This window comes from Nonomuraea sp. NPDC003709 (assembly GCF_040610775.1).
GTDB lineage: Bacteria > Actinomycetota > Actinomycetes > Streptosporangiales > Streptosporangiaceae > Nonomuraea > Nonomuraea angiospora_A.
On sequence record NZ_JBEXMW010000008.1, the window covers coordinates 369,545 to 389,929 of the forward strand.

17 protein-coding genes are annotated in these 20,385 nt (G+C 71.1%); 7 read left to right on the forward strand and 10 right to left on the reverse strand.

The window, feature by feature from the left end; genetic code table 11:
* The first annotated feature begins 41 nt into the window (after nucleotides 1-41).
* Nucleotides 42-767: a metal-dependent phosphohydrolase gene (locus tag ABZX61_RS26070; RefSeq protein WP_355198413.1), complete on the forward strand. Its 726-nt coding sequence runs from the start codon at nucleotides 42-44 to the stop codon at nucleotides 765-767.
* A gap of 77 nt (nucleotides 768-844) precedes the next feature.
* Here ABZX61_RS26070 and ABZX61_RS26075 read toward each other — a convergent pair whose 3' ends face one another.
* The 4 genes from ABZX61_RS26075 to ABZX61_RS26090 all read right to left on the reverse strand — a co-directional run bounded on the left by ABZX61_RS26075 (nucleotide 845) and on the right by ABZX61_RS26090 (nucleotide 3,625).
* On the reverse strand, nucleotides 845-1,108 hold the full coding sequence (locus ABZX61_RS26075) for a DUF4031 domain-containing protein (protein WP_350727145.1): 264 nt from the start codon (nucleotides 1,106-1,108) through the stop codon (nucleotides 845-847).
* Nucleotides 1,109-1,249: 141 nt separating this feature from the next.
* Nucleotides 1,250-2,005 (reverse strand): HAD family hydrolase, encoded by a 756-nt coding sequence (locus tag ABZX61_RS26080; protein WP_350727146.1) that lies wholly within the window; start codon nucleotides 2,003-2,005, stop codon nucleotides 1,250-1,252.
* Nucleotides 2,006-2,023: 18 nt separating this feature from the next.
* Nucleotides 2,024-3,193, reverse strand: a complete 1,170-nt coding sequence (locus ABZX61_RS26085; RefSeq protein ID WP_355198415.1) for a cytochrome P450 — start codon at nucleotides 3,191-3,193, stop codon at nucleotides 2,024-2,026.
* Nucleotides 3,194-3,340: 147 nt separating this feature from the next.
* The gene (locus ABZX61_RS26090) at nucleotides 3,341-3,625 is read right to left on the reverse strand and encodes a hypothetical protein (RefSeq protein ID WP_355198417.1); all 285 of its coding nucleotides are present in this window, start codon (nucleotides 3,623-3,625) and stop codon (nucleotides 3,341-3,343) included.
* 591 nt (nucleotides 3,626-4,216) lie between these two features.
* Between ABZX61_RS26090 and ABZX61_RS26095 the strand changes: the two genes are divergently transcribed.
* On the forward strand, nucleotides 4,217-5,458 hold the full coding sequence (locus tag ABZX61_RS26095) for a hypothetical protein (protein WP_350727149.1): 1,242 nt from the start codon (nucleotides 4,217-4,219) through the stop codon (nucleotides 5,456-5,458).
* An 11-nt stretch (nucleotides 5,459-5,469) separates the two neighbouring features.
* On the forward strand, nucleotides 5,470-6,162 hold the full coding sequence (locus ABZX61_RS26100; protein ID WP_355198419.1) for a DUF2786 domain-containing protein: 693 nt from the start codon (nucleotides 5,470-5,472) through the stop codon (nucleotides 6,160-6,162).
* 58 nt (nucleotides 6,163-6,220) lie between these two features.
* Here the strand turns inward: ABZX61_RS26100 and pgm are convergent, their stop codons facing one another.
* On the reverse strand, nucleotides 6,221-7,852 hold the full coding sequence (gene pgm, locus ABZX61_RS26105; protein WP_355198421.1) for a phosphoglucomutase (alpha-D-glucose-1,6-bisphosphate-dependent): 1,632 nt from the start codon (nucleotides 7,850-7,852) through the stop codon (nucleotides 6,221-6,223).
* A 98-nt stretch (nucleotides 7,853-7,950) separates the two neighbouring features.
* On the opposite strand from pgm, the gene ABZX61_RS26110 reads away from it, so the two are divergent.
* The 3 genes from ABZX61_RS26110 to thrS are packed head-to-tail and all read left to right on the forward strand — an operon-like array spanning nucleotide 7,951 to nucleotide 11,519.
* A complete protein-coding gene (locus ABZX61_RS26110; protein WP_355198423.1) occupies nucleotides 7,951-8,850 on the forward strand; it encodes a TIGR03564 family F420-dependent LLM class oxidoreductase in 900 nt (299 codons plus the stop codon).
* A gap of 60 nt (nucleotides 8,851-8,910) precedes the next feature.
* Nucleotides 8,911-9,489: a glycoside hydrolase family 25 protein gene (locus ABZX61_RS26115; protein WP_355198425.1), complete on the forward strand. Its 579-nt coding sequence runs from the start codon at nucleotides 8,911-8,913 to the stop codon at nucleotides 9,487-9,489.
* 29 nt (nucleotides 9,490-9,518) lie between these two features.
* On the forward strand, nucleotides 9,519-11,519 hold the full coding sequence (gene thrS, locus ABZX61_RS26120) for a threonine--tRNA ligase (RefSeq protein ID WP_355198586.1): 2,001 nt from the start codon (nucleotides 9,519-9,521) through the stop codon (nucleotides 11,517-11,519).
* A 68-nt stretch (nucleotides 11,520-11,587) separates the two neighbouring features.
* Here the strand turns inward: thrS and ABZX61_RS26125 are convergent, their stop codons facing one another.
* Nucleotides 11,588-12,310 carry a PIG-L deacetylase family protein gene (locus ABZX61_RS26125; RefSeq protein ID WP_355198427.1) on the reverse strand — a complete coding sequence of 241 codons (723 nt, stop codon included), beginning with the start codon at nucleotides 12,308-12,310 and terminating at the stop codon, nucleotides 11,588-11,590.
* Between the two features lie 395 nt (nucleotides 12,311-12,705).
* Nucleotides 12,706-13,305, reverse strand: coding sequence for an Asp23/Gls24 family envelope stress response protein (locus tag ABZX61_RS26130; protein ID WP_355198429.1), 600 nt, complete (start codon nucleotides 13,303-13,305; stop codon nucleotides 12,706-12,708).
* A gap of 76 nt (nucleotides 13,306-13,381) precedes the next feature.
* On the opposite strand from ABZX61_RS26130, the gene ABZX61_RS26135 reads away from it, so the two are divergent.
* On the forward strand, nucleotides 13,382-13,912 hold the full coding sequence (locus ABZX61_RS26135) for an HIT domain-containing protein (RefSeq protein WP_350727156.1): 531 nt from the start codon (nucleotides 13,382-13,384) through the stop codon (nucleotides 13,910-13,912).
* Between the two features lie 77 nt (nucleotides 13,913-13,989).
* On the opposite strand, the gene ABZX61_RS26140 is transcribed toward ABZX61_RS26135, so the two are convergent.
* From ABZX61_RS26140 to ABZX61_RS26150, 3 genes are all read right to left on the reverse strand, one after another.
* Nucleotides 13,990-16,074 carry a hypothetical protein gene (locus ABZX61_RS26140; protein ID WP_355198431.1) on the reverse strand — a complete coding sequence of 695 codons (2,085 nt, stop codon included), beginning with the start codon at nucleotides 16,072-16,074 and terminating at the stop codon, nucleotides 13,990-13,992.
* Nucleotides 16,075-16,508: 434 nt separating this feature from the next.
* Nucleotides 16,509-18,080: a family 10 glycosylhydrolase gene (locus ABZX61_RS26145; protein ID WP_355198433.1), complete on the reverse strand. Its 1,572-nt coding sequence runs from the start codon at nucleotides 18,078-18,080 to the stop codon at nucleotides 16,509-16,511.
* A 130-nt stretch (nucleotides 18,081-18,210) separates the two neighbouring features.
* Nucleotides 18,211-20,352 (reverse strand): elongation factor G-like protein EF-G2, encoded by a 2,142-nt coding sequence (locus ABZX61_RS26150; RefSeq protein WP_355198435.1) that lies wholly within the window; start codon nucleotides 20,350-20,352, stop codon nucleotides 18,211-18,213.
* Nucleotides 20,353-20,385 lie beyond the last annotated feature (33 nt).

Sequence of the window (20,385 nt, forward strand, 5' to 3'; positions counted from 1 at the left end):
CCGTCGATGTCTTGGACGTTACCAAAAGGTACGGTGAGGGCGTGATCGACGACTCGACGGCTCCCGCGGAGGACCCGGCGGCTCCCACCGGGGGCTCGGCGGCCTCTGGGCGGGACCGGGCGGTGCCGGAGGGGGACCCGGCGGCGCTGGGACTGGACTGGGCGGTGCTCGCGGGGGACTCGCCCGCGTCCCTCGCCACGGGGGCCGAGCTGATCGCCCGCTGGTCCGAGCCGCACCGCCGCTACCACACCCTCGACCACCTGGCCGTCGTGCTCGCCGGGATCGCCCGGCTCGCGGCCACGGCGGACGACCTGACCGCCGTGCGCCTGGCCGCCTGGTTCCACGACGCCGTCTACGACGGGCGGCCGGGCCTGGACGAGGAGCGCAGCGCCCAGCTCGCGCAGTCCAGGCTGCCCAGGTGCGGAGTGCCCGCCGCACGGGTCGCCGAAGTGATCAGGCTGGTACGCCTCACCGCCGCCCACGACAGGCTGGCCGACGGGGACCGCGACGGCGCCGTCCTGTGCGACGCCGACCTGGCCGTGCTCGGGCTGCCCGGATACGACGACTACGCGGGGCGGATCCGGCAGGAGTACGCCCACGTGCCCGACGACCTGTTCAGGGCGGGACGGGCCGAGGTGCTGCGCCGCCTGCTGGCCGTACCGCGCCTCTACCGGACCGAACGCGCCCGCGAACTGTGGGAAGAGCAGGCACGGTCGAACATGACACGCGAGCTGGCCTCGCTCACGCCGGGCCACGACGCGTCGTAGCAGGGGCCCGGCCGGCGGCGCTTGCGGCACTGGCGACGGGTCGTCGTGGGAGCCGGATCGGCGGCGCTGTTGACGAGTCAGCGGCGCTTGCGGCGGCGCAGGCCGGACTCGATCAGCCGCAGGAGCAGCTCGCGCGAGGTGACCGCCTCGGCCCCCAGCTCCACCGCCCTGGCATGCACGGTCTCCGGCACGTCGTAGTGATCCCGGTCGAAGGCCCGCTCCGGCACTCCCAGCCGCGAGGCGAAGTCGTGCAACTCCTCCAGCGAGCGGTCGCTGACCAGATGCGACCACATCAGGCCGCGCGGCCCGGGCCAGTTGGGCGGGTCGATGAGAACGGTCACGCCGTCAAGGGTAGAGCCGCTCCCCCCGACCCGCGCTCACGCCGTCGGGACGGGATCCCCTGGCCCGGGGCGGGATCACCTGGCCTGGGTCACGCCTTCGGGACGGGATCCCTGGCCCGGGGTGGGATCACCTGGCCTGGGTCACGCCATCGTGGGCGGGACCCGGCCGCGGACCGCCAGCTCGCCCAGGTCGGACACCACGACCTCGGCCCCCGCCGCGCGCAGCTCCGCCGCCTCGGCCCCGTCCCTGGCGACCGCGACGACCAGCCCGAACCCGCCCTTCTCGCCCGCCTCCACCCCGGGCAGCGCCGCGTCCACCACCGCGGCTCTGACGGCGGGCAGCGCCAGCCGGCGCGCCGCCTCCAGGAAGAGGGCGGGGTCGGGCTTGCCGGGCAGGTTCATCAGGGCCGCGTCGTTGCCGTCCACCACCAGGTCGAACAGGTGCAGCACACCGGCCGACGTGACCAGCTTGCGACCGTGCAGGCTGGCGGAGACGGCCGCCGTACGCGCGCCCCGCTGCCGCAGCTCGTGCAGGAGCGAGACCGTGGACGGGAACGCGGCCACCCCGTACTTCTCCACCTGGGCCATGAAGATCTGGTCCTTGGCCAGGCCGAGCCCGTGCACGGTGGCCGCGCCGGGCTCGTCGTCGGGCGAACCCTCGGGCACCGTGATGCCGCGTGCCTCGAGGAAGGTGCGGATGCCGTCGAGTCGCGGGCGGCCGTCCACGTACCGCAGATAGTCGTCCCGGATGTCGAACGGTGTCGAGTGGCCGCGCAGAAACGCGTCGAAGACGTGCTTCCAGGCGGCCGCGTGCCCCCGAGCAGTGTCGGTGACCACGCCGTCGGTGTCGAACAGGACGGCGCTGATCGTGGTCAGATCGATGACAGGCTCGTTCACATTGCGAACGTAACCGCTCTACCAGGCGACGGGTAGCTCTTTGACGCCGTACACGATGGCGAGTTCCCTGAACGGCACCTCGCCCGCGACGTGCAGCCCCGGGAAGCGGCGCAGCAGCGCGGGGAAGGCGATGCGCATCTCCATCTGCGCCAGCGGCGCGCCGATGCAGCGGTGGATGCCGTGGCCGAACGCCATGTGCGAGCCCGCCGTCTCCCTGCCGGGCCGCACCCGGTCCATGTCCTCGCCCAGGGAGGGGTCGCGGTTGGCGCCGGTGAGCGAGCAGAGCACCATCTCGCCCTTCTTGATCTGTACGCCGTGCAGCTCCAGATCGTCGCGGGCGAACCGGGGGAAGGCCACCTGCACGACCGTCATGTAGCGCAGCAGCTCTTCGACGACGTCGTTGATGTAGCCGTCGACCTCGCGGACCTTGGCGGCCTCCTCGGGGTTCTGCAACAGCCACAGGGTGCCGAGGGCGAGCATGCTGGTGCTGGTGTCGTGGCCGCCGGTCAGCAGCCCGTCGGCCATGCTGGCGAGCGTACGGTCGTCGAGCTCGTCACCGTGCTGGCGCAGCAGCTGGCCGAGCAGTCCCTCGCCGGGGTTCTGCCGCTCCCGGGCGACCAGGTCGGTCAGATAGGCCATGGCGTCGTTGATCGCCTGCAGCGACGCCTCCGGCCCGGCCGTGAAGTCGAACCGGTCCTTGCTGATCTTCACGAAGTCGGCGCGCTCCTCGTACGGGACGCCCAGCAGCTCGCACACCACCAGCGACGGGATCGGCAGCGCGAACTCCTCCACCAGGTCCACGGGGGAGCCCTTGGCCTCGATACGGTCCAGGTGCTCCTCGACCATCGCCTCGATGCGCGGCTCCAGCCTGCGCAGGCGGTGCATGGTGAACTCGGGCGTCAGGTACTTGCGCAGCCGCGTGTGCTCGGGCGGGTCGCGGAACCCCAGGCCGCCCGGGTCCTCCTGGTTGGAGCCCAGGCCGATCACCCCGGCGAAGTCGTTGCTGAAGCGTTCGTGGTCGCTCAGGACGCCGCGTACGTCCTCCCAGCGGGTGACGAGGTAGACGGTCTGGCTGCCGGGGATCTCCATGGGGAAGACCGGATGCTCGGCCCGGATCCGTCCGAGCTCGCCCACGGGGTCGAAGCCTTCGCGCATGAACTGGACGAGGGGGAACTCATTGTCAGACATCGATATCCGTCCTGCTGGGATACATCACGCCATGTTGGGATAAATCCCTCCGTAGATGGTCCCACCCGGATCGGCGGATGTTGCCCTCCAAAAGGACGAATTTCCCCTCCCCCTCGCGGCCCCCACCGCCTCCCTCACAGGACCGTCCTACGCATCCTGACCAGCCAGAACCCCGGTCACCTTACCGGGCGACGGCTCGGTCCGGTCGCGGGCGTACAGGAGCTGCTCGGGCAACGGGGCCTCCGCCGACAGCGCCGGCGGAGCGGGCTTGGGCCTGCGCGGCTCACGCACCCCACCCTCGCCACCCTCCGGCGGGTCGTCGAACGGGAAATCCCTCTCGCCGGGCCAGTGCGGCTCGCCGGGCCCGTATCCGGGCATCCAGGCGGGTGCGCCGCTGGGAAGAGCGCGGCGTCTGCGTGATCGCTTGCTCACAATCCCCTCCTCGCGGCCCATTGTGCGCCCACCCCCGCCCCACGACCACCCCCACTCCACGCCTCTAACCCCAACGTCACCCCGCCCCCGATCGGAACGCCGCCCCGATCGGAACGCCGCTCCGGTCCGGTGCGCCACTTCGCCCCTCACGCCGTTGCGCGCCCTCCGGCCCCGTGCGCTGTCGCGCTCCGGACCGTACGTCGCTTGCCTGCACGCCGTTCGGCGCCACTGCGTCCCCTGCGGTGCCGAGTGCCCTCCCTCTCCGCGCCGTGTGCCGTCATGCTCCGGACCGTACGTCGCTCGACCGTGCGCCCCTTCGGTCCCCCCGCGCCGCGTGCGGTCCGGGGACGTTCCGGGGCGCTTGGGCGGGGTGTAGTTACGCTCCGCGTGTTGTTGCGCCGTTGGACCGCGCCACCCGGAGGGAAACCCACCCGGGCGACACGCCCGGCCGGGCGTGGGGGAAGTTGTCGGAACTGCAGTGAAACAGGGGCAAAATGGGGCGGCAGATGGCGTTTGGCGTACAAGATGGCGACATTCTGCGATGATCTCGTCGCATAGAGCCGGAGTTTGAGCCCCCACGGATAGTGACAGATGCCGACATTTGAGGAAATAGCAGCCTTCGTCACCGAGAAGCCGCTCGCCACCGCCGTCATCGCGTTGCTGAGCCTGGCCGGGCTGGCGCTGGCGTTCCTGGTGCTGAGGATCGCCTGGCGGGCCACCGCCTGGCTGGTCTCCCGGTACGTCGCCGCCCGTCCCATCGAGGACGTGCTGACCATCGTCGCCGCCTCCATCGCCACCGGCGTGTCCGCGCAGGGCATGTGGCGCTTCTCCGGCGACGTGCTCGGCCTGGACGGGCCGCTGCGGCTGCTGCTGTTCGCGTTCATCGAGGTCGCGATCATCACGAGCGCGGTGCGGGCCCGCCGCAACATGCGCGAGAACTTCTCCGCCGGCATCGACGGCATCGCCGTGTGGGCGCTGACCTGCCTGACCGCCGTACTGTCCAGCATGGACGCGCGCAGCCTGCCCGAGGCGGTGTTCAGGCTCGCCGCGCCGCTGGTCGCCGCCTGGCTCTGGGAGCGCGGCATGGCCATCGAGCGGCACCGCATCCGTGGCACCGGCCGCATCAACTGGCGTCTGACGCCCGAGCGGCTGCTGGTCCGGGTCGGGCTGGCCGAGGTCAGCGACCGTACGGCGAGCGAGGTCGACGCCCACCGCCGGCTGACCAGGGTCGCGCTGGCCGCCAAGCGGGCCAAAGCGCTGCGCGACAACGGGGCTTCCGAGCGCAAGATGCGCGTGGCCCTGGCCAAGCTCGACAAGGCCATGGACCAGGCCGTCGAGCACACCGGCCTGGCGGTGAACCAGGCCCGCCAGGAGGCGCTGCTGGCCCAGATCGCCGCCCTCTACAACACCACCGCCCTCATCGACGCCGCCCCCCGCGTGCCGTGGGAGCCGGAGCCCGAGCAGCAGCCGGTTCCCGCTCGCCCGGCGCTGCCGCCCGCGCTGGCCGAGCTCGTCGAGGAGGAGGACGAGGACATCGAGGTGCTCGACACCACCCCGCAGGTCGTCGACACCGCCCAGCGGGCCGCGCTGATGCGCCAGGCCCGCGCGTTCTGGGACCGCCAGATCGCCAAGGGCATCGTGCCGCGTACGGTGGACATCGCCCACGAGATCGGCATCTCGCTGGCCACGGCGCGCGAGTATCGTGCCCTGTGGAAGCTCGAGCCGCAGGCGCACGCCCTCATCGAGGCGCTGTTCCAGCAGCACGGCATCGTCGACACGGGCGCCTTCCCCGCCATCGCGGACGACGGGCGGGTGCTGACCACCAAGTTGTAGGGGGAGCGCGGTTGCGGGAGCGCACGCTCGAGCGCGTCAGGAAACTCCTGGCCAAGGCCGAACGCACCGACAACGAGCACGAGCGGGCGACGTTCATGGCGGCCGCGTCGGCGTTGATGGCCAAGCACGGCATCGACTCGCTCCCCCCGGCGGGCACCCGGCAGACGCCCGGCGACCGGGTCGTCACCCTGCCCAACCCCTGGGCCAGGGAGAAGGCCCGGCTGGTCAGTCTGGTCGCGCAGGCCGTGCGCTGCCGCCCCCTGCTCATCGGGCGGGGCGAGGGCGGGCAGCGGGTGCACGTGTTCGGGTTCGCGGCCGATCTGGAGCGGGCCGACCTGCTGGCCACGTCGTTGCTGCTGCAGATGGCGAGCGGGCTGGCGCGGGTGCGGGTGCCCGACGGCGTGACCGCCGTGCGGGCGTACCGGCGGTCGTGGCTGTTGGGGTTCACGGACGAGGTGTACCGGCTGCTGCGCGTGGCGGAGTCCCAGGCGGAGCAGGCCAGTACGGGTGCCGCGCTCGTCCTGGCCGACCGCCGGGCCGAGGTGGAGCGGGCGGTGTCCGCCCACTATCCGGACATCCGGGTGAGCGTGCCCAGGACGAGCGGTACGGGCTACCGGGACGGGGTGGCCGCCGGCCGCCGCGCCGACCTCGGCCGTACCGGAATGACCACCGACACCGCCCCCGAGCTGGCCCCCGGCCGCTGACCCCGCCCGGCCGCCGGACCGACTGGACACCAGGCCGCCCCGACACCAGGCCGTGCGGTCAGCCGAGGGCGTCGGAGACCAGCGAGCGGGCCTCCTCCTGCACCTTGGCCAGGTGGTCGGGGCCGCGGAAGGACTCGGCGTAGATCTTGTAGACGTCCTCCGTCCCCGACGGCCGCGCCGCGAACCAGGCGCTCTCCGTCGAGACCTTCACCCCGCCGAGCTCGGCCCCGTTGCCGGGCGCCGTGGTCTGGACGACGGTGATCGGCTCGCCCGCCAGCGACGACGCCTTCACCTGCGCGGCCGAGAGCTTCGCGAGCACCGCCTTCTCCTCGCGCGTGGCGGGGGCGTCGACCCGGGCGTACGCGGGCTCCCCGAACCGCTCGACCAGCCCCCGGTAGTGCGCGCTCGGCGACTTGCCGGTGACGGCCTGGATCTCGGAGGCCAGCAGCGCCAGGATGATCCCGTCCTTGTCCGTGGACCAGACGGACCCGTCGCGCCGCAGGAACGACGCTCCCGCGCTCTCCTCGCCCCCGAACCCCAGCGACCCGTCCAGCAGGCCTGGGACGAACCACTTGAACCCGACCGGCACCTCGTACAGCCGCCGCCCCATGGACTCCACGACCCGGTCGATGATCCCGCTGCTGACCATCGTCTTGCCCACCCCGGCGGCCGCGGGCCAGCCGTCGCGGTGCGTGTAGAGGTAGGAGACGGCGACGGCGAGGTAGTGGTTGGGGTTGAGCAGGCCGCCGTCGGGGGTGACGACGCCGTGCCGGTCGGCGTCGGCATCGTTTCCGGTGGAAATGTCGTACTTATCGCGATTGGCGATGAGAGAGGCCATCGCGTACGGCGACGAGCAGTCCATCCGGATCTTCCCGTCCCAGTCCAGCGTCATGAACCGCCACGTCGGATCCACCAGCGGATTGACCACGGTCAGGTCGAGCCGGTGCCGCTCCGCGATCTCCCCCCAGTACGCCACGCTCGCCCCGCCCAGCGGATCGGCCCCTATGCGCACCCCGGCCGCCCGGATCGCGTCCAGGTCCACCACGGACGGCAGGTCGTCCACGTACATCCCGAGGAAGTCGTAACGCCCCGCCGCCTCCAGAGCCTTCGTGTACGAGACCCGCAGCACGCTCTCCAGCCCGGCGGCCAGCAGCCGGTTGGCGCGGTCCTGGATCCACGTGGTCGCGTCGGTGTCGGCGGGACCCCCGTGTGGCGGGTTGTACTTGAACCCGCCGTCGCCCGGCGGGTTGTGCGACGGCGTGATCACGATGCCGTCGGCCAGCCCGGTGGTGCGGCCGTGGTTGTGCCGCAGGATGGCGTGCGAGACGGACGGGGTCGGCGTGTAGCCGTCGCGGGAGTCGATCAGCACCTGGACCCCGTTGGCGACCAGGACCTCCAGCGCGGACACCCGCGCGGGCTCCGACAGCGCGTGCGTGTCGACGCCGAGGAACAGCGGCCCGTCGGTGCCCTGCATCCGCCGGTATTCGCAGATGGCCTGCGTGGTGGCCAGGATGTGATCCTCGTTGAACGCCGTCCTCAGCGACGACCCCCGGTGCCCCGACGTGCCGAACGCCACCCGCTGCCCCGGGTCACCGGGATCGGGATGCAGCGCGTAATAGGAGGTCACGAGCCTGTCGACGGCCACGAGGTCGGCGGGCTGGGCTGGCTGTCCTGCGCGTTCGTGCGTCATGTAGGCCACTTTACAAATCCGCCTCCGGCCGGAGGATGGGCGCGGCCGGGTGTGGGAAGGTACAGTTCCGTCGATTACTAGAACGGAGTTCGGTTCCTATGCGATTCGGTTATTATCTGACAGAGCCCAAAGGAGACGACCCGATCGGCGGGTTGCGCGCCCAGATCGCCCAGGCGGCGGAGGACGGCTTCACCTCGGCCTGGCTCTCCAACATCTTCGGCCTCGACGCCCTCACCGCCCTGGCCGCCGCCGGGGGCCAGGTGCCCGGCATCGAGCTCGGCACCGCCGTCGTCCCGACCTACCCGCGCCACCCGGCCGTGCTGGCGCAGCAGGCCATGACCACCAACGCCGCGCTCGGCGGGCGCCTCGCGCTCGGCATCGGCCTGTCGCACCAGATGGTCATCGAGGGCATGTACGGCCACAGCTTCGAGCGCCCGTACCGGCACATGTCGGAATACCTGGACATCCTGCTCCCGCTCAGCCGGGGCGAGCACGTCAAGTACGAGGGCGAGACGCTCAAGGCCGACCTGCGGCTCACCACGCCCGGCGGCGGCTTCCCCGTGCTCGTCGCCGCGCTCGGCCCGCGCATGCTCAAGCTGGCCGGCACCGTGGCCGACGGCACCGTCCTGTGGATGACGGGCCCCAAGACGGTCGCCCAGCACGTGGCGCCCACCATCACCACGGCCGCCGCCGAGGCGGGCCGCGAGGCGCCCAGGATCGTCTGTGCGCTGCCGATCTGCGTCACCGACGACCCCGCCGCCGCCGTCGCCCGCGCGAACGAGATCTTCGCTGTCTACGGACACCTCCCCTCATATCGTGCGATGCTCGACAGGGAAGGCGCGGCCACTCCGGGAGACGTCGCCATCGTGGGCGACGAGGACGCGGTGCTGGCCAAGCTCGACGTGCTGCGGGAAGCCGGTGTGGCCGACTTCGTGGGCTCGGTGTTCGCGAGCAAGGAACGCACGCGGGCGCTGTTGATCGGCGCGGCGAAGGGCTGACCCCAAGACATCTCCATAATTCTCCGGCGGGGTGAAGATCGCTTGCTGCATGGCGTTGATGTGTCCGACTGGCAGGGGCCCGTCGACTGGGCCGGCCACGCGGCGGACGGGGTGACCTTCGCGTTCGCCAAGGCCACCGAGGGCGGCGACTTCACCGACAAGCTGTTCGAACGCAACTGGACCGGCATGCGCGAGAGCCGGATCGTCCGCGGCGCGTACCACTGCGCCAGGCCCGGGGGCGACCCGATCGAGCAGGCGCGCCACTTCCTGGCCGCGATCGACGCGGCGGGCGGGTTACGCGCCGGCGACCTGGTGGCCCTCGACCTGGAGACCGATGACGGCCTGCGCCCCGAGCAGGTCGCCCGCCACGCGCGCCGCTGGTGCCACCACGTCGAACGGCACGGCGGCGCGCGGCCGCTCGTCCACACCTTCCGGGCGTTCGCGCGTGGCGGACACTGCGCGGGCCTGGGCGAGTACCCGTTATGGATCGCCGCCCCCGACAAGCCGCGCGGGGAGCCCGCGGTGCCGTCACCCTGGCGCGACTGGGCCGTTCATCAGTACGTCCACAGCCCGCTAGACCGCAACGTGTTCCACGGGACCCGGCAAGAGCTGACAAATATTGGGTTTGACCCGCGATAGCATCGGTGTTCACCATCGAAGCAGCTCCGGTGCCGAGCGCCGGGGCGCGATCCAAGGGAGTCACCGTGTCAGCCGAGCTACGCATCACCCTCGCCGGAGCCGAGCGTGTGGTCGCGGCCGGCACGACGGCCGGAGAGGCCCTCGAGGCCGACGGCCGCTCGGTCATCGCGGCCCGGGTCAACGGCGAGCTCCGTGACCTGGCGCACCCGCTGTCCGAGGGTGACGCGGTCGAGCCGGTCGAGGTCTCCAGCGAGGACGGCCGGGCCATCGTCCGCCACTCCACCGCCCACGTCATGGCGCAGGCGGTGCAGGAGTTGTTCCCCGAGGCCAAGCTGGGCATCGGGCCGCCCGTGGACAACGGGTTCTACTACGACTTCGACGTCGCCCAGGCCTTTCACCCCGACGATCTCAAGCGCATCGAGAAGCGCATGCGGGAGATCGTCAAGCAGGGGCAGCTGTTCTCCCGCCGGCCCGTCTCCGACGACGAGGCGCGCGAGGAGCTGGCGGCGGAGCCGTACAAGCTGGAGTTGATCGGGCTCAAGGGCGGCGCCGCCGACGAGGAGTCGGTCGAGGTGGGGGCCGGGCAGCTCACCATCTACGACAACCTCGACCCCAAGACCGGCGAGCTGCAGTGGAAGGACCTGTGCCGCGGCCCGCACGTGCCGTCCACCCGGTCGATCCCGGCGTTCAAGCTCATGCGCTCGGGCGGCGCCTACTGGCGCGGCAGCGAGAAGAACCCGCAGCTCCAGCGCATCTACGGCACCGCCTGGGAGTCCCGCGAGAAGCAGGACGACTACCTCAAGCTGCTGGAGGAGGCCGAGAAGCGCGACCACCGCAAGCTGGGTGTCGAGCTCGACCTGTTCAGCTTCCCGCCGGAGCTGGGCAGCGGCCTGCCGATCTTCCATCCCAAGGGCGGGATCATCCGCAAGGAGATGGAAGACTACATGCGCCGGCGGCAGGCGGAGGCGGGCTACGAGTTCGTCAACACGCCGCACATCACCAAGTCGTCGCTGTTCGAGACCTCGGGGCATCTGCCGTGGTATGCCGACGACATGTTCCCGGCGTTCGAGCTGGAGGGCATCGAATACCGGGTCAAGCCGATGAACTGCCCGATGCACAACCTGATCTTCCGGGCGCGCGGGCGGTCCTACCGCGAGCTGCCGCTGCGGCTGTGCGAGTTCGGCTCGGTCTACCGCTACGAGAAGTCGGGCGTGGTCCACGGCCTGACCCGGGTGCGCGGCATGACGCAGGACGACGCGCACATCTATACCACCCGGGAGCAGATGGCCGATGAGATCAAGTCGCTGCTGAGGTTCGTGCTCAGCGTGCTGCGCGACTTCGGCCTGCCCGAGTTCTACCTGGAGCTGTCGACCCGCGACGAGTCCGACAAGTTCATCGGCGAGCTCGCCGAGTGGGACGAGGCGACCGAGGCGCTGCGCCAGGTGGCCACCGAGTCGGGGCTGGACCTGGTCGACGACCCGGGCGGCGCGGCCTTCTACGGCCCGAAGATCTCCGTTCAGGCCAAGGACGCGATCGGGCGCACCTGGCAGCTGTCCACCATCCAGCTCGACCTCAACCAGCCCAAGCGCTTCGGCCTCGAATACCAGGCGGCCGACGGCAGCCGGCAGACTCCGGTCATGATCCACCGGGCGCTGTTCGGCTCCGTCGAGCGCTTCCTCGGCGTGCTCACCGAGCACTACGCGGGCGCCTTCCCTCCCTGGCTCTCGCCGGTGCAGGTGACGGGCATCCCGATCGCCGACGCGCACGTGTCCTACCTGCAGGACGTCGCCAAAAAGCTGCGCGAGCGCGGCATCCGGATCGAGGTCGACGCCTCCGACGACCGGATGCAGAAGAAGATCCGCAACGCGCAGAAGGCCAAGGTTCCCTTCATGCTGCTGGCCGGTGACGACGACATCGCCAACGGCGCGGTGTCGTTCCGCTACCGGAACGGCGAGCAGAAGAACGGCGTCCCGATCGAGGAGGCCGTGGCGGAGATCGTCAACGCCGTGGAGCGGCGCGTCCAGGTCTGACGCGGTGACGAGAACGGCGGAGTCTCACGGCTCCGCCGTTTTTCGTCGTCCGGCCGCCGGCTCGGGGGTCATCGGGTGAACAGGCGGAAGGTGATGGCGGGGCGGCCGCCGAAGCGCTCGGCCGCCTGGTGGGCGAAGCCTTCGATGAGGTCGCGGGCGTACGACTCGGGGTCCTGGTCGGTGAGCGCCTCGATGTAGGCGCGGTGCTCGACGAGCGAGCGCACGCCGCGCTCCAGGCCGTCGGTGACGTCCACGGCGTGGGTGGGGGAGTCGGTGCCCGCGACGGCGACCCAGCGGACGCCGTCCCAGGGCGCTGCCTCCGTATCCGGAAATATCCACCTATTTCCCGCGTCCCCGGCCGCGTCCAGGACGGCGCGGCCCACGGCCCGGTGGTCGGGAGTGTTCCAGTACGTTCCGCCCCAGGTGTCGTCCGGGTTCAGGGTGATCACCAGCTCGGGGCGGTGCCTGCGGATCGCGGCGGCGATGTCCTTCCTGAGCGCGGTGCCGTACTCGATCACCCCGTCGGCGTGGTCGAGGAACTCCACGCTCGTCACCCCGACGACGGCCGCGCTGGCCCGCTCCTCCCGTTCCCGCACCGGCCCGGCCTCGGCCGGGGCGAGCGTGTCGATGCCCGCCTCACCCCTGGAGACGATCAGGTACGCGACCTCGCGGCCCTGGTCGGTCCAGGTGGCGACGGCGGCGGCACAGCCGTACTCGAGGTCGTCGGGGTGGGCCACGATGGCGAGGGCGCGCTGCCAGTCGTCGGGCATGGGCTCCAGTTGATCGGTCATGGCCCACACCCTAAAGGCGCGCCTGCGCGGGCGTTGGCTTCACGCGGTGCCCCGGCCGTCCCTCGAAGCCCGGGGCTCGTCGCCTTCGGGTGCATGCGCACCGAATGGATGGTCGCTCGGACGGGGCACCCGCCCCAGACGAGGACACCGCCGCCTGAGGCGCAGCTGAACGCGCGGCAGTCACCGGGCCGCCTTCGGGATCGGGCCGCCTGAGGCGCAGCTGGACGCGCCTCCGGCATTGGGCCGCCTCCGGCGCCCGGGCCGCCCTTGGGGGCCGGGGGCTGCCGCAGGCGCCGGGTCGCTCCGCGAGGGCCGGTGCTCAGGAACGCCCGATCACCCCGAGGGCGCGGCTGATGGGCTCAAGGGTGGTGGAGGGAGACGGGGGTGGAGGGGCGTTAGAGGGGGGAGGGGTGAGTGTCGTCGTCGGAGGTGTCGCGGAGGGGGCGGCGGGGCTCGCCCGGGAGGCGGACGTCGTCGACCGTCACGTTGACCTCCGCGACCCGCATCCCGAGCATGTGGCTGACGCTCCTGGCCACGTTCGTCTTGACCTCGGAGGCCACCTCCAGCACCACGTGCCCGTACTCCACCACGATGGTCACGCTCACGGCCACCGTACGGTCCTGGATCTGCGCGCTGACCCCCTGGTTGGCGCGCCGGGAGCCGATGCCGATGCGGTCGCGTACGGACTCGAAGGCCCGCGCCAGGTCGCCGCCCAGGTCGGCGACCCCGGTCACCTCGAGAGCCGCCAGGGCGGCGACCTTCTCGACCACCTCGTCGGCGACCTTGATCCGGCCCTTGACGACGGCGCCGAAGGCGGGCGCCTCCGAGGGTGGTACGCCGGTGGGTGCGGAGCTCACGTCTTCGACCGGGTCAGGAGCGGGGTCCGTGGCCGGGTCGGGGGTGTCGGCGGACGGGGTGTCGGCGGACGGCATGGAGTGGACGGTCGGCAGGGAGTCGTGCTCGGCTAAGTCGTGCTCGGCTAATGCGTCACTCATCGCGGCCTCCTGTAGGCGATGCTTGGGATTGTGCCGGAAGAGCGGGCCGTTTGTCCGTGGTCCTATGCTGCTAGGTATGCACGATCAGGCAGGGGCAGGGTCCCCCGACAACTTCGAGCGTCTGTGGACCCCGCATCGCATGGCCTACATCAAGGGCGAGAACAAACCGACGGGCAGCGGCCCCGATGACGGGTGCCCGTTCGACGCGATCCCCAAGATGAGCGACGAGGACGGCCTGATCGTCGCCCGGGGCGAGACGGTCTACGCCGTGCTCAACCTGTACCCGTACAACTCCGGCCACCTGATGGTGGTCCCCTACCGGCACGTGTCCGACTACGACGAGCTGGTGCCGGCCGAGCTGGTCGAGCTGGGGGAGTTCACGCAGAAGTCGTTGCGCGCGCTGCGCAAGGCCAGCGGCGCGCAGGGTTTCAACGTCGGCATGAACCTCGGCCACGTCGCCGGCGCCGGCATCGCCGCCCACCTGCACCAGCACGTGGTGCCCAGGTGGGGTGGCGACACGAACTTCATGCCGGTCGTGGGCCAGACCAAGGTCCTGCCGCAGCTGCTCCGCGACACCCGCCAGCTGCTCGCCGACGCCTGGGACTGACCCGCTCTGGGGCAGCGCCCGCTGTCCGGACGTTCGTGGCCGCTTCCGGGAGGCGGGCTACTCCGTCCGGTGCCGCGTTACTTCGTCGCGGTCGCTAAGTCCGACGACACGGGGCCGGTGACCGGCTCGCGGTCGCGCCGGAGCGCGCCGATGCCGGTGGCCAGCAGCAGAGGTACGGCCAGCGCCAGGGCCATGGACAGCACGGCCGCGCCCGAGTCGTTGACGAGCATCCCGACCACGCCGCTCACGAGCGTGCCGATCAGCCCGGCGCGCAGCGCGGGGGAGTGCTCGAACGCGGCGGGCACCACCCCGGCCGACGCCTGTTCGGGCCGCAGGATCGCGTAGACGAGGAACGCGGCGGCCGCGATCACGATCGGCATGAGGTTGGGGCTGAGCAGGGTGGCCAGCATGGCCTGCAGCTTGCGCAGGATGACGTCGAACGCCTCACCGCTCAGCACCTGCCCCACGAACCTGCCCAGATGCGTCTGCTCGTCCGCCGGCTTCAGGTAGTTGAGCCAGGCGAACGTCATCACGATCAACCCGCCGGCCACCAGGAACGCGCCCAGCTTCACCAGCGAGACCCGCTTGCCCGCCAGCAGCAGCGCGGTCACCGCGATGCCCGGCACGAACGCGATCACGCCGCCGAAGTCGCTGCCCATCCCGGAGCCGCCGAGCACCATCGCGAACGTCCCCAGCAGCACGATCGCGGCCAGCCCCACCTTGCCCGGCCACCGGTGCGCGATCACCGTGGTGGCCAGCAGGGTGCCGGTGGCCAGGAGCGCGAACGGGATGTTCCCCAGGCCGTAGTAGCGGGCCCCGACGTCCGCGCTGTAGCCCATGATGCTGTTGAGCTGCAACGTCGTACCGGTCAGCAGGTCGCCCGCCAGCGTGAGCGCGGTGATCCCGGCCACCACCGCCAGCGGGCCCAGCGGCCATCGCCGCCACGGCCCCGCGAACGCCACCGCCGTGACGGCCGCCGCCCACCCGAGCACCCCGGCCACCAGCTGCGGCAGGCTCGACCAGGGCAGCAGGTTGACCAGGTAGCTGGAGACGGGCAGGGAGGCGAGGGCGACGGCCGCGAAACGTACCGGTGCCAGGCCCTTGCGGCGGCGCAGCAGCAGGAACGCGACCACGTAGAACAGCACCTGCAGCACGGCCACGACCGTGAAGTAGATGCCCTTGATCGAGCGGATGGCCTGCGCGGTGGCGTCGGCCCGCTGGAGCTGTTCGAACGTCGCGCCCGGCCCGCCGACCTGCAGCGGAACGCCTATCACGGTGCTCGGGACCGGCACCCCGAGCTTGGTCAGGATCGTGGAGGTCAGGTCGGGCAGGATCGAGATGTCCTCGCGCCGGGTGGAGGCCGCGCCGAGCAGGTGGCCCTGCGCACCGGGCTCGCGCAGCGCGGCCACCCGCAGGTGGGGTACGGAGCCGTGGTCGGACAGGCCTGCGAGCAGCACCGTCGTGTCGGCGGGCAGGACCGACAGCAGCGCGCCCGCCTTGGCGTCGGCCATCCTCAGCGCGTCACGCCGCTCGGCGGCGCTGAGCTGGTCGGGCACCTTGGCCAGCTTGCCGCTGGTCAGGTAGGGGCGGACGAGGTCGTCCACGTCCATGGCGATCATCCGGCACCGTTCGAGATCGGGCGCGCCGACCTGGAGCGGGGAGGAGTGGTACTCCTGGACCGCGCCCTGCCGGTCGGCCAGGCCCAGCGCGGCGCCGGGGCCGATGGCGATCGAGCACTGCCCGGCGGCCTTGAGCGACTCGCCCAGCGTGCCCGCGTTGCGCTGCCCGGCCACGTCGAGGAGATAGCGGTAGTCGGGGATGACAGCGCCCGCGCCCTGCTGCTCGGGCATGGGGGGCGCGCCGCAGCTGTACCCGGCCGCCGACCTGGTGCCCGCCGACACGGTCAGCCAGCCGTCGTAGGGGCAGGTCACCCCGCCGACGGTACGAATGGACAGCGAGCCGATCGCGCTGGATCTGGCCAGCTCCCACAGGTTGGGGGAGTCCGCCTGGGTGATGTCGTTCCAGTGCAGGCCGGACACGCCGATGAGCGCGACCCGGCCCGCGCTCGCGTCCTTCGTGGCCTGGGCCGGGCCGGTGAACAGTCCCTGGCCGAGCAGGACCTGCCCGACCAGCACGGCCAGCACGGCCAGCGTGCGCCTCATCCCGATGACCTTCCGTGATCGAATGATTCCGTGGCACGGTAGAGCAAGGTCATGTTCCGGCGCCACCGGACCCGACTACCCTCTCATGCGGTGCATGTATCACGTGCGCCGTTTCATTCGGGTGAGCTTTTCCCACTCTGGGCGGTTGTGGTGGCCTGGCTGGGCGCCGTGCGCGTTGCGCCGGGCTCCGCCGTACGACGTCTCGCCGTCGCGGCGCGGTTTGGGGTGGTGCCGGGGACGTGGCGTTGAGGGCGTCCCCGGTGTGACGCGCATCCGGTGTGGCACGTCCCTGGTGTGGCGCGCACTCGACGGCGTGCGGGTTCCGGCGTGGTGCGGGGCCGATGTGGCGTGCTCTCCGCGTGGTGCGGGCCCGGGGCGGCGCGGGCCCGGTGTGGTGCGGCCCCGCGTGGGGCGGGGCCGGGTGGGTTGAGGCGTCAGGGGGCCGGGGTCTTGACCTTGGTGGTCTTGCTTTCGTGGCCGAGCCGGTCCACGGCCGTGACCGCGTAGGTCCCGTCCGGCGCGGCCGTGAACGACGGGCTCGTCACGACGGCGACCAGGTTGCGGGCGTCCGTGCCGTGGCAGTCCTTGCCGGACTTCGGCACCTGGTACACCGCGTACGTCCGCGCCCCCTGGGACGGCTTCCAGGACAGCTGGGTGCCGTTGGCCTTGAGCCCGGCGGGGGCGGGAGGGGCGGAGCCGCCGCGTTCCTTGATCAAGGGCAGCAGGGCGGGGCGGGAGTAGTGGTTCTTGGCGACGCGGTCCACGGACCCGAGGGGGTTGTCCAGGAAGTTCTTGGCGCTGAAGTAGACCTCGCCCTTGACCTGCTTGTGGTCACGGTTGACGCCCACCTCGGCGGCCAGCTCGCCGGGCTTCGTCCAGGCCCGGTCGTCCTTGGCGCCCACCCGGTAGAGCCCCTGGCCGATGTACAGCTGCACGTCCGTGCCCTTGACCTCGTCGGACCACCAGGCCGCCAGCGTGTCGTAGTCGGCCAGCTTGTGGCCGCGCGGCCAGTAGAGCTGCGGGAGCACGTAGTCGACGGTGCCCGACTTGATCCAGGCGCGCGCGTCCGCATAAATCGAGTCGTACGCGGACATGCCCGAAGTGTCCGAGCCGGTCGGGTCGTTCGACTTGTTGCGCCAGATACCGAAGGGGCTGATCCCGAACTTGACGTACCCCTTGGCGTCGTGGACGGCCTTGTCCACCTGGGCGACGAGCGTGTTGACGTTGTCGCGCCGCCAGGCGGCGAGCTTCTTGCCGTCGCCGTACTTCGCGAACGCCGCCGCGTCGTCGAACTTCTGCCCCGCCGCCGGATACGGGTAGAAGTAGTCGTCGAAGTGCACCCCGTCGATGTCGTACCGGGACACCACGTCCGTGATGACCTTGGTCACGTGGTCGCGGACGGCGGGTAGGCCGGGGTTGTAGTAGAGGCGGCCGCCGTACTTGATCGTCCAGTCGGGGTGCTTGCGCGCCGGATGGCCGGCGGGGAGCTTGGCGGCGCTGTCGCCGTAGGAGGCGCGGTACGGGTTGAACCAGGCGTGGAACTCCATGCCGCGCTTGTGCGCCTCGTCGATGAGGAACGGCAGCGGATCCCAGCCGGGGTCCTTGCCGGCCGTGCCCGTCAGATATTGGGTCCAGGGCTCCAGCGACGACTTGTACAGCGCGTCGGAGGCGGGCCGGACCTGGACGAAGACCGCGTTGAGGTTGCGCTTGGCGGCACCGTCGAGGATCTTGACGTACTCGGCGCGCTGCCGATCGGGCGAGAGCCCGGTCTTGGAGGGCCAGTCGATGTTCTGGGTGGTGGCGATCCACACCCCGCGCAGCTCGCGCTTGGGATAGCCGGCGTCGGCCTTGCAGGCCGCGGCGGATGCGTCGGGTGCGGCGGCGACGGCCGTCTTCTTCTTGGTCGCTGCTGGGCTCTCCCCGACCCCGGGGCCGAAGACGTAGGCGGCGGAGGTGGTGACGACCGCGAGAGCAGCAGCGGCTAGGAGTGGGCGTCCAGTTCGCATAATGCCACCCAGTGTGGCAGTTGCTCCGGCATGCTCGGTACGAAAAAAAGAAATCGACTCGTGATGCTTCTGTGACAAAAGTAAACGGCTGGGCCGGGAGGGAGCAAAGCCCTCCCGGCTCCGTCCAGCCTCAGTCCGCGGTGACGGCCACTTTGCTCGCGAGGTTCGGCGGAAGGGGTTCGTAGCGCAGGAAGGCCCGCTGGAACGTCCCGGTGCCGTGCGACATGGATCTCAGGTCGATGGCGTACCGGGTGATCTCCAGCTCGGGCACCTCGGCCTTGACCAGCGTACGTCCCGTGCCGACGGGCTCCGTGCCGAGCACCCGCCCGCGCCGCGACGACAGGTCGGACATCACCGACCCCACGTAGTCGTCGGCGACGAGCACCGACAGCTCGTCCACCGGCTCCAGCAGCAGCGTCGGCACCTTCGCGGCCGCCTCCTTCAGCGCGAGCTGGCCGGCGATCTGGAAGGCCATGTCGGAGGAGTCGACCGAGTGCGCCTTGCCGTCGTACAGGGTGACGCGCACGTCCACCATCGGGTAGCCGGCCACGACGCCCCGCTCCATCTGGGCCCGCACGCCCTTCTCCACCGACGGGATGAACTGCCGCGGCACGACGCCGCCCACGATCTTGTCCACGAACTCGAACCCGCCGCCCGACGGCAGCGGCTCGACCTCGAGGTGGCAGATCGCGTACTGGCCGTGGCCGCCGGTCTGCTTGACGTTGCGGCCCATCGCCTGGCACTTGCCGCCGAACGTCTCGCGCAGCGGCACCCGCAGGTCGACCCGCTCGACCTCGACGCCGTGGCGCTTGGCCAGGCGGTCGAGCAGCACGTCGGTGTGCGCCTCGCCCATGCACCACAGGACGAGCTGCCTGGTCTCGGCGTTGTTCTCCAGCCGCAGGGTCGGGTCCTCGGCCACCAGCCGGGCCAGGGCCTGCGACAGCTTGTCCTCGTCGGCCTTCGACTTGGCCCTGATCGCCACCGGCAGGAGCGGGTCGGGCATGGCCCAGGCGGTCATCAGGAGCGGCTGCTCGACCTCGGACAGGGTGTCACCGGTCTCGGCCCGCGACAGCTTGGCGACCGCGATGATGTCGCCCGCGACGCCCTTGGCCGCGGGACGCTGCTGCTTGCCCAGCGGGCAGGTCAGGGTGCCGATGCGCTCGTCCACGTCGTGGTCCTCGTGCCCGCGGTCGGCCAGGCCGTGCCCGGACACGTGCACGGTCATGTCGGGGCGCAACGTGCCCGAGAAGACGCGTACGAGGCTGATGCGGCCCACGTACGGGTCGCTGGTGGTCTTGACGACCTCGGCCACGAGCGGGCCGTCGGGGTCGCAGGCGATGTTCTTGACCGGCTTGCCCGACAGGTCGGTGATCTCGGGCAGCGGGTGTTCGAGGGGCGAGGGGAAGCCCTGGGTCATGATCTCGAGGATCTCCGGCGCGCCGACGCCGAGCCCGCTGCACAGCACCGGGTAGAAGCTGCCGCGCGCGACGGCCTTCTCCAGGTCCTCAACCAGGACCTTGGTGTCGATGGGCTCGCCTTCGAGATAGCGCTCCATGAGCGATTCGTCTTCGCTCTCCTGGATGATCCCCTCGATCAGCTCGCCACGGCGCTCCTCGATCTGCGCCGCGTAGTCCGGCCCGGGCTCCTTCTCCGTGCGGGTGCCCGTGGCGTAGTTGTAGAACTTCTGCGACAGCAGCCCGATCAGGCCGTTCACGTGGCCGTTGGTGATGACGGGCAGGTAAAGGGGCGCGACACCGTCGCCGAAGACGTCCTGGCACGTCACGAGGACCTCGTCGAAGTCGGCCCGCTGGTGGTCGATCTTGGTGATCACCACCGCCCGCGGCATGCCGACCTGGGCGCACTCCTCCCACAGCATCTGGGTGAGGCCGTCGATCCCCTCGGAGGCGGAGACCACGAACAGCGCGGCGTCCGCCGCGCGCAGCCCCGCGCGCAGGTCGCCCACGAAATCGGCGTAACCGGGGGTGTCGAGAAGGTTGATCTTGATACCGTTGTGCACCAGCGGTGCCACGGCGAGGTTGACCGACCGCTGCTGACGGACCTCCACCTCGTCGAAGTCGCTGACCGTGTTGCCGTCCTCCACCCGGCCGGCGCGCTGGACGGTGCCGGTCGCGGCCAGCAGCTGCTCGGCGAGGGTCGTCTTACCCGCTCCTGAGTGGCCGACCAGCACGACATTGCGTATCGCATCCGCCCTGTCGGCCGTGGGTGCCCTGCCCGCGGCTCCCGCAGTGCCACCGGTGTTCTTCTCTGCCACAACAGCCTCCCACGTCGCCGGATATTCCAACGA

Coding starts and splice junctions, on each gene's coding strand:
- ABZX61_RS26085 (WP_355198415.1), bottom strand. CDS start 3,193: ATGTCTGACAATGAGTTCCCCCTCGTCCAGTTCATGCGCGAAGGCTTC.
- ABZX61_RS26095 (WP_350727149.1), top strand. CDS start 4,217: ATGCCGACATTTGAGGAAATAGCAGCCTTCGTCACCGAGAAGCCGCTC.
- pgm (WP_355198421.1), bottom strand. CDS start 7,852: ATGACGCACGAACGCGCAGGACAGCCAGCCCAGCCCGCCGACCTCGTG.
- ABZX61_RS26110 (WP_355198423.1), top strand. CDS start 7,951: ATGCGATTCGGTTATTATCTGACAGAGCCCAAAGGAGACGACCCGATC.
- ABZX61_RS26125 (WP_355198427.1), bottom strand. CDS start 12,310: ATGACCGATCAACTGGAGCCCATGCCCGACGACTGGCAGCGCGCCCTC.
- ABZX61_RS26130 (WP_355198429.1), bottom strand. CDS start 13,305: ATGAGTGACGCATTAGCCGAGCACGACTTAGCCGAGCACGACTCCCTG.
- ABZX61_RS26135 (WP_350727156.1), top strand. CDS start 13,382: ATGCACGATCAGGCAGGGGCAGGGTCCCCCGACAACTTCGAGCGTCTG.
- ABZX61_RS26140 (WP_355198431.1), bottom strand. CDS start 16,074: ATGAGGCGCACGCTGGCCGTGCTGGCCGTGCTGGTCGGGCAGGTCCTG.
- ABZX61_RS26145 (WP_355198433.1), bottom strand. CDS start 18,080: ATGCGAACTGGACGCCCACTCCTAGCCGCTGCTGCTCTCGCGGTCGTC.